Here is a 13,857-nt window from a genome sequence, read left to right on the forward strand (position 1 = left end):
ACTAATTGAACAGTTCTAATCATATTCTTTTAATAAAACGCAATTAAAGGGGTGTAAAGTAAGTTGACAAAAGTTAAGGTTAGTTTACGACCCATTGCAAGTAAGTTCAATTTACCTACTGTTTTGAAAACAACTATACTACCAGGTGACTCAATTGAAAGGTTATTTATTGCAACCCAGGTAGGAGAAATCTTTTACATAGGAGACGGAGTTATAAGGACTTTTTTAGATATTCGCCCGCGAATTATCAAATTAGGCACGTTTGAAGAAGGTGTCTCTAGTAGCGGTTATGATGAACGCGGATTGCTAGGACTAGCGTTTCATCCACAATTTTATCAAAACGGTTTATTTTACCTTCATTATTCAGTAGCTGGCACTCAAGGTCCGGGTGCCCTTTCTGAACCTTTTAAACCTAATCCGTGTGATCCGAAAACTTTAAACTTAAAGTGGGTAAATAGAGATACTCAATATGATCATATTGATACGGTTGAGGAATGGATTTTACAATCACATAGTCAACCTCAAAAACGACGGACATTACTTAACATAAGAAGGCCCTTTTTTAATCATAACGGAGTCAATAGTTTAAACTTTTCACCTGAGAGCGGAAAACTTGTTTTTACAAATGGAGATGGTGGATCGGGTTATGATCCATTTAATTTAAGCCAGGATGATTTAGAAATAGCGGGTAAAATAATTGAAATTGATGTAAGTAAAAATACATTCATAAATAACCCTCCAGTAGTTACACGCTTTAATGAGTTTCCTTTATCTATACAAGAAACACTTACAGTAATTGCGAAAGGAGTTCGGAATATAACAGGTATTTCATTTCAAAGGTTTTATAATCAGTATATCAAATATGCTGGAAATGTCGGGCAGGATATTGTAGAGTCTATTTTTTCGTTTGTTCATTATAAACCCATACCGGTTACCGAACTTGTTCAAACGCATTTAATGAGATCCACTCCCAATCAAGATGGATTTATTAATTTTGGTTGGCGAGGATGGGAAGGAGAATTTCCTACTTCTTTTATAAGGCGCTGTTCTGAGAACCCTACTTTGGATGAGAGAACAATGGCTTATTATAATGAAACAATAGAAACATCAGTGAGGCGCATACAGCCCCTAATTAGTTATTTTCATAAAGATTCCAGAGCAGATAAGTTTGGAGGAACCTCACTTACAGGAGTACAACCATATATGGGAACTACAATTCCTAGTTTAACTGGTAGTATCGTGTTTACTGATCTTGCTAAGAAAGAAGAATTTCAATCTCCAGTAAAGGGAGTATTAGCTTTTACTAGAGCAGCTCTAGACGGGAAACGTAATGATTTTCATGTTATTGAAACCACTTATGATTTTGGGACTCAAGCAGCTTATTATGTTAGTTTAGGAACAAACTTAGATCAAACTAGATTATATTTAGGAGTTTATGGTTCTATGAAAGTAACTGAATTTAACAAAGGTACTATTTTTGAAATTGTTCCATGATACGGTATAAACTCTTAGTCTAAAAATATATGGAATTCATACTTTTTCAAACGCACGACTTAGCGCCTCTTAAAAAACCTTCTATGGATAAACATCTATTGTATAGTGATTCCTAACAAGCAGAAAGTAAAACATAACCAATAAGTATTTGAATAAAAATAGAAAGTGGTGAATTAAGTCTCTTTAGGGGGAATTTGATGAATCGCTTTAGAAGCTATTGGTATCAATGGATGATAGAGCAGGATGCGAATTTTGTTCATAAAAGAAAGGTGACGCCTGCAAGTAGGTTAGTCATTACAGCATTACTCGGTTCATTTGCTGCTATTTTTCAATCTGCGGGGAACTTAATCCCTGGAATTGGGTTATTTATTAGTCCTTTCGCGACGCTACCGATTTTTCTGGCTATTTGTTATTCTATTCGTGAGGGAGTACTTTCTTATATTCTTACTATTTTCCTATTATTCATTATTGAGCCAAGTGAACTAATTGTCTTTCCCTTTACTACAGGCTTATTAGGTATAGCGTTAGGAGTATCCTTTTTACAATTCAAGAGGAGGATTTGGGTAATTTCCTTTTCAGCGATATGTCTACTTATAGGAATTATGATCATTCTCGATATCTTCCGTTTTCCTGTACTTGGTCCTACTATTCATACGACTATGGATATAAAAGTTATTACATTAATATTTATACTGAGTTTTTTATACTGCTGGATCTATGCAGAGTTGTGTAGAATAATAATGAATAGAGTATATAAAGTATGGTCTTAGCAATTGCATAAAATCTTTTTGAACAAATACACTTTCTCATATATTTTTAAAAATTGGAGATGTAAGCCATGTATAACATTGAAATTAGAAGGCCGAATTCGAATGATTTAGATGAATTACATTTGTTTTTTCGTCTTGTTATTACTAATACATTTAAAAACGAAGGGTTATCACATCTATTAGATGACATAGAAAATGAAATTAACTCGAAAAAGAAATATTTAAAAAATGATTTTGATAGTAATGGAGAAAATCGTTACTTTTTATTAGCGATAGATACAAGTAACGATAAAATCATTGGAACGATTGAAATCGGTCCAGCAAGTGCATTGATTAATAGTTGTACAGACGGTGTACTTAAGGATTTGTATGAAATAGGAACTGTATTTATACTTCCGGAGTATCAAAGAAAAGGTATAGGGAGTTTACTACTAAATACAATGTATCTTACATTACTTAGCAGAGGAATCATCGAATGCTGTTTAGATAGTGGATACAAAAAAGCACAAAGTATATGGACAAAAAAGTTTGGAAAACCTAGTTATGTGCTGAAGGATTATTGGGGCGAATCAAACGATCATATGATTTGGAAAAAAGTTTACATGATATACCTATAATATTTGAATTATAAAATGAAATATCTCTCTTAACATAGCTTTTCTTACATACTTATGCTATTATTTATCTTTATAATAAAAGAGGACGTGAATGAACTTGATTAAAATTAATATTCCTGAAGCTGATGTTTCAATTACTGAACGTAACCAAGTTATTAAAGGAGACGAGCCATTAATTACTCCAATTAACGGTTTTATCGATTTCCACTTGTTCCCTAGAGATAAAGGCGGCATTTTTATGTTTTACAATATTAATGACGAACTTCTTTTCGTAGGTAAAGCTCGTAAAATTAGACAACGTATTAAAAAGCATTTTGAAGATAATGTTTCACCAATCAAAAATAATCGTGATGAAGTATACCGTATCGATGCATGTATCGTAGAAGATCCAACTGAAAGAGAAATTTACGAAACATACATCATTAATAAGTACAAAGCGAAATATAACGTTGATAAAGTGTTTTATAAATAAACAACATTAGCGAAATAAAAACAATCCTAGTACATACACTAGGATTGTTTTTATTTATATAGCTTTGTAATTTTTGTCCGTAATGATTTTCCTCGCATTTGTTCCTCCTTATAAGGGAATAGATTATTTAATCGGCAGAATTTTTTCGTATTTTAAAGTAATGAGCGGCAATTAAACAAAGTACCCCTATAAATAACATAATAATTCCAAAAGTTTTATGCTTTCCTTCGAAGAAAGGTATGTCTGTAATTACATTTGTCATACATAAGCCTAAGAACACAAGAATTGGTCCAATCCAAAGTAATATGTTGCCTAATTTTGTGTGTTTCTCCATGTAAACCCTCCTTTTTTACATATATATCCATCTTCATCGCAATCCATAACTTCTAAATAAAGGTTAAAGTAAATCCCCAAGAGAAATATATTTTCTTTCATAACAAAAATTAAAGCATCATATATTGGTACAAGCAAATGAGAAAGGAGATCATCATGAATTGGCTAGAAGCTTTTATTTTAGGGATTATTCAAGGGCTGACAGAGTTTTTACCTATAAGCAGTACAGGTCACCTATATTTAGGGCGACATATTTTTCAGTTAGATGAGGCAGGTTTGTTTTTAGATACGATGCTGCATATAGGGACGTTACTTGCGGTGTTTATTTATTATAGAAAAGAATTTATTTATTTAATAAAAAATCCATTTTCAAAGCTTATGCTATTACTTATTGTCGGGACGATACCTGCGGTTGTAATCGGCTTATTATTTAAAGACTTTTTTGAAGATATTTCAAAAACAGGTATAACAATAGGTTGGGAGTTTTTAGTGACGGGTTTATTTCTTTATATGGCCGATAAACAAAAGAACGGTCGTAAAAAAATGAATGATATTACATATAAAGATGCATTCATAATTGGTTCATTTCAAGCAGTAGCTATATTTCCAGCAATTTCTCGTTCTGGAATGACAATTGTCGCTGCATTATGGAGAAAGTTAGACCGTGAAACAGCGGCGTACTTTTCCTTTTTATTATCAACACCAGCTATTGTCGGAGCTATCATCTTGCAATTTGCAGATATTTTTCAAGGGAAAGCTGAATCTATTTCTAGTACATCATTAATTGTCGGAACATTATCAGCAGCGTTCTTTGGTTACATAGCAGTTTCATGGATGATCCAATATTTAAAACGTCATTCTTTAAAAGTATTCGCGTATTACGTATGGGGATTAGGTATTTTAATTTTAATGTTGCAATTCACACAGGTGTTTTAAATATAATTATCAAGGAATTATTAGTTAAGATCCTGTTCCATTCATACACGACAGGATCTCTTTTCATTAAGGGGGAAAAAATGTTTACTAAGGCTATTGTTATTGGTGGAAGTATCGCAGGAAAACTCGCCGCAAAGGCTTTATCAAATACGTTTGAAGAAGTAATCATTGTAGAAGCTGGTGAAGAATGGGATGGAAATGGTCCGCGAAAAAGAGTTCCGCAAAGTAATCATCCGCATGTGTTATTAAAAGGCGGCGAAGAAGCACTTGAGGAGTTGTTTCCTAACATTACTAATGAATTAATTGAAGCAGGTAGCATCGTAAATAACTTTACTCGCGATTTAAAATGGCATCAGTTCGGCCTATGGAAGCAGCCTTTCAAAGGCGAAATAAATATGATTCAACAAAGTCGTCTTCTGTTAGAATCGCATATTCAAAAACGAATTGAACAAGTTTCAAATGTTACTTCGAAGTATGAAATGTTGGTTGAAGGATTACTAGTAGATAACAAGCTTAATAAAGTCTATGGAATAAGAGCTAAATGTTTGAAAACAGGAATGAAAGAAGAATTTCATGCAGATCTTGTTGTTGATGCAAGTGGATTTGGTTCGAAAAGTATAGATTGGTTACAAGAATACAATTTCGAAGTACAAGAAGAGAAAGTAAGAATTGATTTGTTTTACGCAACTAGAATGTTTAGGCTCAAAGAAAAAGAGAAATTAGACTGCTGTAATATGCTTATGTCTCCAAGTTTTCCTGAGAATCCTTATGGTGTTCTAATTCAAACGATTGAAGATGATCGTTATTTTGTTACTTTTAGTGGATATGCAAATGAAAAAGCACCGCAAACAGATGATGAATTTTATGATTTTGCTGAAAACCTATCAATCACTAATGTTACAGAGTTTCTAAACAAATCTGAGGCGATTACCGATATAAAAACGTACAAAATTCCATATCAAGTACGCAGGCGATTTGATTTAGTTAATAATTTGCCTGAAGGATTGTTAGTAGTTGGAGATGCGCATTGTCGTTTTGATCCAGTTTTCGGACAAGGTGTTTCAGTTGCAGCTATGGAAGCTCACCAATTACAACTAATTCTTCAAGGGAGAAAAAGGCTTGATAAAACATTAACTCGAGAGTTTTATAGGAAGACTGCTATGATTATCAAAACACCTTGGGAAATGACCACAACGGAGATAGCACGTCATCCTAAGTTACAGAAAGAATTAACTACGAAACAAAAATTTCAGCAATGGTATACGAAACAAATATATCAACTTTCTGCAAGTGATTCTGATATTTATATTCGGTTAGTCAGAGTTATGAACTTAATTCGTAGTCCATTTCATCTTTTTCATCCTAGAGTATTACTTACTGTATTACTCAGACGAAAGAAATAGCAGGAAAATTATCGTTTAAAAAAGAATGTATAACAGTTAGTAAATCAAGAAGGGGTAAACGGGATGGAAATATACATAGAACAATTAAAGAATCAAGACGCTGAAGATTTATTTAATTTTGAACTCACGAACAAATCATTTTTTGAAACAATGGTACCAAGTCGTGGCTCTAATTATTACGTGTATGAATACTTTCAAAAGCAACTTGTCGAACTATTAAAAGAACAAACTGAGGGGATTTCTTATTTTCATCTCATACGTAATACAGAAAAAGAAATTGTAGGACGTATCAATTTAGTTGATGTAGATAAGGAAAAACGAATTGGGTCGTTAGGCTACCGAGTTGGAGAGGGTTTTACAAAAAAAGGAGTTGCAGCAGCATCTGTAAAATTGATTTTGGCTCAAGCAAGAGTCTATGAAATTAATGAAATACGTGCTATGACAACAACAAATAACATAGCTTCACAAATTGTATTAGAAAAGAACGGATTTTCTCGTGAAAAGGAAGCGGAGACAACTACTGTAGATTTAAACGGGGAAAACGTAAATTTCATACATTATATTTGGAGGACTACTAAGGGTTAAAAATAATAGGGAGGGACATGTACATGAAGGATTTACGTTATCCAATAGGTCAATTTACTTACGTAGGAACTATTACAGAAGAAATAATTGATAAATGGATTCAAGAAATAGAGGATTTACCTAATGAACTAGCAAGAGCGATAAAAGATTTAGATCAGAAGCAGTTAGATACACCGTATCGCGTCGGTGGATGGACTGTTCGCCAAGTTGTTCATCATGTTGTTGATAGTCATATGAATAGCTACATACGCTTTAAATTAGCAATGACAGAAAAGAATCCAACTATTAAACCGTACAAAGAAGAAAAATGGGCAGAGCTACCTGACTCGAAATTACCAGTAGATGTTTCACTTGTAATGCTAGATTCATTACATAAAAGATGGGTTAACTTATTATATTCTTTAGAACCGGCAGATTTAGAAAAGACATTTAATCATCCTGAATCAGGAGAAACAAAACTTGCTGCTGCAATTGGACTATATGCATGGCACGGTCGTCATCATACAGCTCACATTACTTCTTTAAGAGAGCGTTTAAATTGGTAACATTAGAGAAGGCGACAGAAATTGATGCAGAGATTATATTTCAAATGCAAGTAGAATCATTTAGTTCATTATTAGAAAAGTATAAGGACTATGAAACAAGTCCGGCAAATGAACGTATTGAAAGAACGATTTCAAGAATAAATAATCTGGACGGTGGATTTTATAAAATTTTCGTAAATACGAATCTTGTCGGCGCGATATGTATATCACGTAAAGAAGAGGCATCTAAATTTTGGATAAGCCCGATGTTTATTATTCCAAACTATCAAGGGAACGGAATTGCTCAAAAAGTATTAATTTTAATCGAGGAGATGTTTCCGGAAATAACGACTTGGGAGCTTGCTACAATTTTAGAGGAAGAACGAAATTGTTTTCTATACGAAAAGATGGGATATATAAGAGCGGAATTTAAAAAGAAATTAAATGATAAAGCAACTTTAATTTATTATACAAAAGAAAGGTAAAGCACATTTTAAATGCTTTACCTTTTTGTATTGTTTTAGATTAAATATACAAAATTAATGTATATTCTTCCAAAATATTCGGGTTAGTAATTTAGAATTCGAATAAATATACAAAAACCAACTATTTTGTCGTATATGTTACTAACGCTTTTTGAATACTTAATATGCTATCATCGCCTTTAAATTCTTTCGTAATTGGCGCGCTCAAACTAGATACCCATATTTTAAGTTCTGCATCTAAATCAAAATGCCCAGCTGTTTCAATGCTAAATTGTGTAATGCTTTTATAAGGAATAGAATGATACTCTGTTTTTTTACCTGATATCCCTTGTTTATCAACTAAAATAAGACGACGATTTGTAAATACGATTAAATCACGAATTAATTTATAAGCATGCTCAACTTTCTCATCATCTAGCATAATCTTTTCTAAATCACGTTCAACGCTTTCTGTACTCGCACTTGATGCATTTCCTAAAATACCACTAAATAAACCCATATGAAATTCCTCCTTTATAATATGTGGAATGAGTTTCTTATATTGTACCATGCGAATGACTAATAGATTATGACATTGCTTCAATAGTTTTTTGTTATTATTGCAACTAATTTATATAACCTCATCCTAAAATCTTGTGCTAACATATAATTAAGAAAAAAGAAGCAGAGGGATATAGCATGAAAAATATCGGTTTAGTATTAGAAGGCGGCGGAATGAAAGGATTATATACTGCAGGAGTACTCGAATATTTTATGGAAAGGGACTTATTCTTTCCGTATGTAGTCGGTGTATCCGCCGGAGCGTGTATGGGAGCAACATATTTGTCACGTCAAAAAGGAAGAAATAAGAAAGTGAATACAGAGCTAGTAGCAGATCACAGGTATATATCTTATCGAAACTTAATTCAAAAACGTGAATTATTTGGAATGGATTTTTTATTTGATGAAGTACCAAACAAAATTGTACCGTTTGATTTTCAAACATTCCTAAATTCAAATGAACAGTTTGTAATCGGAACGACTGATTGTGACTCAGGACAGGCAGTTTATTATAATAAAACAGAACATGGAAATGATATTTTAAAAATTATTCGTGCATCAAGCTCTGTGCCGTTTATAGCACCTGCTGTAGAATATGATAATCGAAAATTGTTAGATGGAGGTATTATAGATCCTATTCCAGTTTTTAAAGCGCAAAATGATGGTTATTTAAAAAACGTTGTTATAATGACAAAGCCAGAAGGATACGAGAAGCAGCGTAATAAATTTTCTGGACTAGCTAAAATTTTATATAGAAGATATCCAAAAATCGCAGAGCATTTAGTAGAACATTATCGTTTTTATAATGAAACTGTATCTTATATGAATCACAACGAACAAAAAGATAATTTTTATGTAATTCAGCCAAGCGCAGAGCTTCCTATAAGCGGAATAGAAAGAAATAAAGAGAAACTTGTTAACCTATATAATCTCGGCTATACAGATGCTCAATATCATTATGAAAAATTATTAAATTGGATAGAGAAATAAAGGGGTGGAAAGTTGCTATTAGGTAAAAAGGTTATTTTTAATGAATTGCAGAAAATGCATAGTCCGCTGCTTAAACCGTTTCCGAATTGTGACCTTCGAAAAATACGAAAAGATTTTAATAATATGTTTACAGAAGATGATTGCATAAGCGCTGATTTAAATTATTATTGGATGCATACAGCAGGTACTTTAAGTTACATACTTAATAACAACGAAAAGGAGATTGTGTTTGATCAAATAAAGTGGCTAAAGAAATCGTTTTTTGAATGGTTTCCGCAATATCGTTTTATAGAAACAGAAATTGTGAAGTATCCCATTTTGTATAGAGATTTCATGAATTATGAGAAGGCCCGGAAACTATTACTGTATTATCTTACTGAATAAAAATAAAAACGTACAAGTTATGCTGCTTGTGCGTTTTTTTGTTCATAAAAAATACAATTTTAATACCTTGTTTATATAGGGATTCTAATACGAAGAAAGAAGTACATATAGAATGATGTAAAGGAGGGAGAGGCGTTTAGATACCGTTTTCCTTTAATCCATTATCCAATTCAAATATAGTTAGTTATTTATGATAAAATATTTCGAGTGAAATCAAGTACTTATTATATCCAGTATTAAATAAGTTAAGCCAGGAGGAACAATAGTAACATGGAAAACGTGTCAAATATAGATAAATTTGAATCAATAAAATCTTTACAATCGACAATCCGTAAACTTGAAAATGCTTTTTCACAGATGACTCAAAAGGGAGCAAATACTACCTTAGTGAAAAAAAGGCTTAAAGCCGTTTGTATAGGGCTAGCAGTGTTAGAGAACGTGTGGAATCAAGAAAGTCATCGGTATAACCAAGAAGAGTTAGCAGAAGCTCGTAATATCCTTGCTGGTTTGCTTCCATCAATTGAGAGAGCCTATGATAAGTCTAAGGCTGGTAGTCCTCAAAGAACACTTTTAGAAAGAAGAATAAAAGCGTTGGAACTTTCTATTCAGGTAATTGATAAACCTTCTAAATAAATAACTCATCTAAATACATAACATACTAATCCTAAATTTTATAAAAGCAATCTAGTGAAAAGAAAGAAATACAAAGGAGGCAGATGGGTGACTTCAATAATTAGTCCTAAGTTAGAGGATCTTAATAATCAATTGAAAAAAGGAAACGAGAAAGCAATTTATACTTTTTTGCATGAAATAAAGTCAAATAATACGCCACTAATAGAACAATGTCCTGTAGAAAATCAGTATAAGCTTATAACTTATATATGGTTAGGGGATCAAAAAACTGAAAACGTTTATGTATTCGGTAGTTTTCCTGGTTGGGATCTGTCTGTAAATCAACTACAACGGTTGTTACAGACAGATATTTGGTATGTAACGTTTAGGACGGATGAGAGTTTTATTTCAACGTACTATTTTTCAGTAAACGATTTTTTCGAAAATGATTGGATAAAGCGCAGTGAAAAGTACCAACTAGATCGATTTAATAAAAATACATTTGGAGAAGATGCCAATAAAGCGTCTGTGTTAAACATAGGAATGGAAGTACAGTATAGCAGTCGTTTTCCTTCAGATCATTATCCATCTGGAAAAATTGAAACATATTATTTTCATAGTACGATTTTAAATGACACACGTAAAATTTATATTTATACGCCTCATGACTATTCTCACACTTCACATCTTCAAGAACTTCTCATTGTGTTTGATGGGAATTCATTCATTAATAACCTTTCAATCGCAAGAACACTCAATTATTTAATATACGAAAAAGATATCCCATCTTGTATTGCTGTTGCAATAGAACCCGTTGATCGACTAGAAGAGCTAACTTATAACGATAAAATGAATACATTTTTAACGGAGGAACTACTTCCATGGATTCAAGCTAGGTATCACGTATATCAAGAAAAGAATCATACAACAATTGCTGGTTTCAGTCTTGGTGGCTTAGCAGCTTTTTATGCAGCGCTTCAAAATCCACATGTTTTCGGAAACGTGTTGTCAATGTCTGGATCCGTGCATTGGAAAAAGGATGGTTATGAAAATCAAATTCCTTGGATTGAAAATCAAATTTCATCTATAGATTCTAATACGAGTCAACCTCATTTTTACATAGCAGCAGGAGAACTTGAAAACAAACCTCTTTTAACGGCTAATAGACGCCTGTATAAAGCTTTAAAAGAAAAAGGATACCAAATTACTTATGAAGAGTTTCAAGGCGGTCATGACGGTGTTTGGTGGCGAGAAAAGTTATTTGATGGGTTGAAAGCATTAAAACATACAAAAACCACACTATAAAATAAAAAGGAGAGAGAATCTATGAATCAAGATGAGCTAGATAAAAAACTTAAAAAACAAGAAATTTTAGTTAAAGATGAAAAAGTTTGGTCGTTCACATATGAGGATCATATTAGCTCTATCGTTAAACAGGCAGAAAAGACAGGAGCGTTTAATGATTTACCTGGGAAAGGGAAACCTCTTAATCTTGATAAAGATCTTTCGTATAATCCTGACAAGCAACTTTATAGAACTTTGAAAAATAATCATGTTTTGCCTAGGTGGATTTAACTTTCAAAGGAAATAGATCATCTAAAAGAAAATTTAAAAGAACTAACGGATAATGTAGAAGCAGCTATGTTAATTACAACTATTAATAAAAAGGTCTCAGAACATAATTTACTTTGTCCGCCAAGTGCGCAAAAAATGAGGGTTAAAACGGATATTTAACGATTTTCAATGAAGTTATCTGTTGCTATATAATTAAGTAGGGCATTTTCAATTCATTATTAAGGGGAGGCAAATGTAATGAAGAATACGTATCAACTTCAAATTCCGAAAGAACTAGAGCAGTATCGTAGTATTTTAGAAGAAAGTGTGAAACCTTATATTAAAGCGTCTGGAACATTAGCAGAGACAACGCTTTTTGAGAGTAAATTTGGTGGTTATCCGTATTTACCTATAGATCAAGAGCATCCTAAAGATTCAAATGGACAACCTATGATGTTACTTGCGCAGCTAAACTTTGAAGAAATGCCGCATGTTGAATATATGCCTCAAAAGGGTATGCTACAGTTTTTCGTAAGTGCTGAAGATGAGCTTTACGGAGCAGATTTTGATCATCCAACAATCCAAAAAGACTTTCGAATTATTTATCATTCTACAATTATAGAAGATTTAAATAAGGTTATTACTGATTTTAGTTATTTAAACACTTCAGAATTAGAGGAATTTATCATACCTGAAGCAGCGAAATTAAAGTTTGAATTGGGTTATCAACCCGTAACATCAAGGGATTATCGATTTGAAAAGATGTTTAGTGAGGAAATTGATTGGGAAGAAATTGTTGATGAAGAAAATAATACAGAATTAGGCGAACTGTATGATGATTTATGTAAAGATCAAGGGCATAAAATTGGTGGTTATCCATTTTTCACACAGACAGATCCAAGGGAATGGGAAGAAAAATACCAGCAACATGATATATTATTGCTGCAAATCGATACAGATGATTCATTAAATATTATGTGGGGAGATTCTGGTGTTGCTAATTTCTTTATAAAGAAAGACGATTTATTAAATCTAGATTTTTCCAATGTTATTTACAATTGGGATTGTTACTAAAAATAGATAAATGGATTACTAGCTAGCAAAAGAAATCTTCCTGAAGGTGAGGAGGATTTCTTTACGTTAAAAATAAACGTTATGTTAACTAGAATGAAGAATACAATGAAAGTCAAGCGTAAATAAAAGAAATAACAACAAAAATATAAAATAATAAAACATATGTAATTAGCAATAAATCTATAAAGCAAAACATAAAATGAAATTTATCATTTGTATAGAAAAATTTATTTCGCATAAAAAAATTCCGTGCTAATCAAAATTATTTTTGATTCGTTAAACGATAATTAATCGATTAAGATTTGCTGTGATTAATTTATAGCAAAATAAACGATAAAAACTGTAGAAATTCATTTAGATAAGATTTTATGTGAATCTCATTAAAAATCCCCGTTTTGTCTCATTAAGTATAGTTTACTTGGTTTTTGATACAGATAAACACTTACTCTATATAACTTCGTATAATATATATTATGTTAACTAGTAAAAAGTAATAAACTTATTATATGTTAGCTATCGTTGTTAGGTTCCCCTTTTTAATTGGGTTCATAATGTGTTGTAGATTGTTTGGTTATTTGTTTTTTAAGTTATTTATGTTGTGTTATTGATAAGAATGTCTCCGTGTATAATTTATATTTTAGTTAATAAAAAACGCAATTCGTTTAAAGTGAACGAATTGCGTTGATATGATTAAGAATAAGTTTTTAAAATTAGTTTGCTACAGCAATTGCTTCGATTTCAATTAATAAGTTATCGTTAATTAACTTTCTAACTTCTACAGCTGAACTTGCTGGTGGATTCTTAGTATCAATGTATTGATCTCGAACATCTCTAACAATGGCCATTTGAGAAATATCTGTTAAGAAAAATGTTAATTTTACTACATTATTAAAATTTAATTCTGAAGCTTCTAATGCTACTTTAATATTTTCAAATACTTGGCGTGTTTGTGTACCTAAATCTTCATTCCCGACTATATGACCATCAGCATTAATCGCTACTTGTCCAGATATGTAAATTGTTCGTTTAGCGTTACTAACTTCAACTACATGTGAGTATCCAAAAGTTGCTGGCATAGTTTCCG

At 32.1% G+C, this 13,857-nt stretch carries 16 protein-coding genes and 2 pseudogenes; 15 read left to right on the forward strand and 3 right to left on the reverse strand.

Annotation, left to right across the window (positions count from 1 at the left end; translation table 11 throughout):
- Window positions 1-63 precede the first annotated feature (63 nt).
- From JFU20_RS29375 to JFU20_RS29390, 4 genes and pseudogenes are all read left to right on the forward strand, one after another.
- On the forward strand, window positions 64-1,494 hold the full coding sequence (locus JFU20_RS29375; RefSeq protein ID WP_201039260.1) for a PQQ-dependent sugar dehydrogenase: 1,431 nt from the start codon (window positions 64-66) through the stop codon (window positions 1,492-1,494).
- 197 nt (window positions 1,495-1,691) lie between these two features.
- Complete coding sequence (locus JFU20_RS29380) at window positions 1,692-2,264, forward strand: YybS family protein (protein ID WP_002013264.1); 573 nt, start codon at window positions 1,692-1,694, stop codon at window positions 2,262-2,264.
- A 68-nt stretch (window positions 2,265-2,332) separates the two neighbouring features.
- Window positions 2,333-2,895, forward strand: a pseudogene (locus JFU20_RS29385) (GNAT family N-acetyltransferase).
- A gap of 77 nt (window positions 2,896-2,972) precedes the next feature.
- A complete protein-coding gene (locus JFU20_RS29390) occupies window positions 2,973-3,353 on the forward strand; it encodes a nucleotide excision repair endonuclease (protein ID WP_002013261.1) in 381 nt (126 codons plus the stop codon).
- 127 nt (window positions 3,354-3,480) lie between these two features.
- On the opposite strand, the gene JFU20_RS29395 is transcribed toward JFU20_RS29390, so the two are convergent.
- Window positions 3,481-3,687 (reverse strand): hypothetical protein, encoded by a 207-nt coding sequence (locus tag JFU20_RS29395; protein ID WP_002127593.1) that lies wholly within the window; start codon window positions 3,685-3,687, stop codon window positions 3,481-3,483.
- A 155-nt stretch (window positions 3,688-3,842) separates the two neighbouring features.
- On the opposite strand from JFU20_RS29395, the gene JFU20_RS29400 reads away from it, so the two are divergent.
- The 5 genes from JFU20_RS29400 to JFU20_RS29420 all read left to right on the forward strand — a co-directional run bounded on the left by JFU20_RS29400 (window position 3,843) and on the right by JFU20_RS29420 (window position 7,619).
- Window positions 3,843-4,622, forward strand: a complete 780-nt coding sequence (locus JFU20_RS29400) for an undecaprenyl-diphosphate phosphatase (RefSeq protein WP_201039261.1) — start codon at window positions 3,843-3,845, stop codon at window positions 4,620-4,622.
- Window positions 4,623-4,702: 80 nt separating this feature from the next.
- Complete coding sequence (locus JFU20_RS29405) at window positions 4,703-6,025, forward strand: FAD-dependent monooxygenase family protein (RefSeq protein WP_201039262.1); 1,323 nt, start codon at window positions 4,703-4,705, stop codon at window positions 6,023-6,025.
- Between the two features lie 63 nt (window positions 6,026-6,088).
- A complete protein-coding gene (locus JFU20_RS29410; RefSeq protein ID WP_201039263.1) occupies window positions 6,089-6,610 on the forward strand; it encodes a GNAT family N-acetyltransferase in 522 nt (173 codons plus the stop codon).
- A 23-nt stretch (window positions 6,611-6,633) separates the two neighbouring features.
- Complete coding sequence (locus JFU20_RS29415) at window positions 6,634-7,155, forward strand: YfiT family bacillithiol transferase (RefSeq protein WP_002085329.1); 522 nt, start codon at window positions 6,634-6,636, stop codon at window positions 7,153-7,155.
- Window positions 7,095-7,619 carry a GNAT family N-acetyltransferase gene (locus JFU20_RS29420; RefSeq protein ID WP_002165709.1) on the forward strand — a complete coding sequence of 175 codons (525 nt, stop codon included), beginning with the start codon at window positions 7,095-7,097 and terminating at the stop codon, window positions 7,617-7,619. The genes JFU20_RS29415 and JFU20_RS29420 overlap by 61 nt, the downstream gene beginning before the upstream one ends.
- A gap of 121 nt (window positions 7,620-7,740) precedes the next feature.
- On the opposite strand, the gene JFU20_RS29425 is transcribed toward JFU20_RS29420, so the two are convergent.
- Window positions 7,741-8,118: a PH domain-containing protein gene (locus JFU20_RS29425; RefSeq protein WP_002141936.1), complete on the reverse strand. Its 378-nt coding sequence runs from the start codon at window positions 8,116-8,118 to the stop codon at window positions 7,741-7,743.
- A gap of 179 nt (window positions 8,119-8,297) precedes the next feature.
- Here JFU20_RS29425 and JFU20_RS29430 point away from each other — a divergent pair, with 179 nt between their 5' ends.
- From JFU20_RS29430 to JFU20_RS29455, 6 genes and pseudogenes are all read left to right on the forward strand, one after another.
- Complete coding sequence (locus tag JFU20_RS29430; RefSeq protein WP_201039264.1) at window positions 8,298-9,149, forward strand: patatin-like phospholipase family protein; 852 nt, start codon at window positions 8,298-8,300, stop codon at window positions 9,147-9,149.
- 12 nt (window positions 9,150-9,161) lie between these two features.
- Window positions 9,162-9,533 carry a YxiJ-like family protein gene (locus tag JFU20_RS29435; protein ID WP_002127599.1) on the forward strand — a complete coding sequence of 124 codons (372 nt, stop codon included), beginning with the start codon at window positions 9,162-9,164 and terminating at the stop codon, window positions 9,531-9,533.
- A gap of 270 nt (window positions 9,534-9,803) precedes the next feature.
- Complete coding sequence (locus JFU20_RS29440) at window positions 9,804-10,166, forward strand: hypothetical protein (RefSeq protein ID WP_201039265.1); 363 nt, start codon at window positions 9,804-9,806, stop codon at window positions 10,164-10,166.
- An 87-nt stretch (window positions 10,167-10,253) separates the two neighbouring features.
- Window positions 10,254-11,450: an alpha/beta hydrolase-fold protein gene (locus JFU20_RS29445; protein WP_201039266.1), complete on the forward strand. Its 1,197-nt coding sequence runs from the start codon at window positions 10,254-10,256 to the stop codon at window positions 11,448-11,450.
- 21 nt (window positions 11,451-11,471) lie between these two features.
- Window positions 11,472-11,879, forward strand: a pseudogene (locus JFU20_RS29450) (DnaJ family domain-containing protein).
- 78 nt (window positions 11,880-11,957) lie between these two features.
- Window positions 11,958-12,773 carry a YwqG family protein gene (locus JFU20_RS29455; RefSeq protein ID WP_002013244.1) on the forward strand — a complete coding sequence of 272 codons (816 nt, stop codon included), beginning with the start codon at window positions 11,958-11,960 and terminating at the stop codon, window positions 12,771-12,773.
- A gap of 710 nt (window positions 12,774-13,483) precedes the next feature.
- Here JFU20_RS29455 and JFU20_RS29460 read toward each other — a convergent pair.
- A partial coding sequence (locus JFU20_RS29460; protein ID WP_242488177.1) for a RidA family protein occupies window positions 13,484-13,857 on the reverse strand: 374 nt, incomplete at its 5' end.

It is taken from the genome of Bacillus sp. TH30 (genome assembly GCF_016650875.1).
GTDB lineage: Bacteria > Bacillota > Bacilli > Bacillales > Bacillaceae_G > Bacillus_A > Bacillus_A mycoides.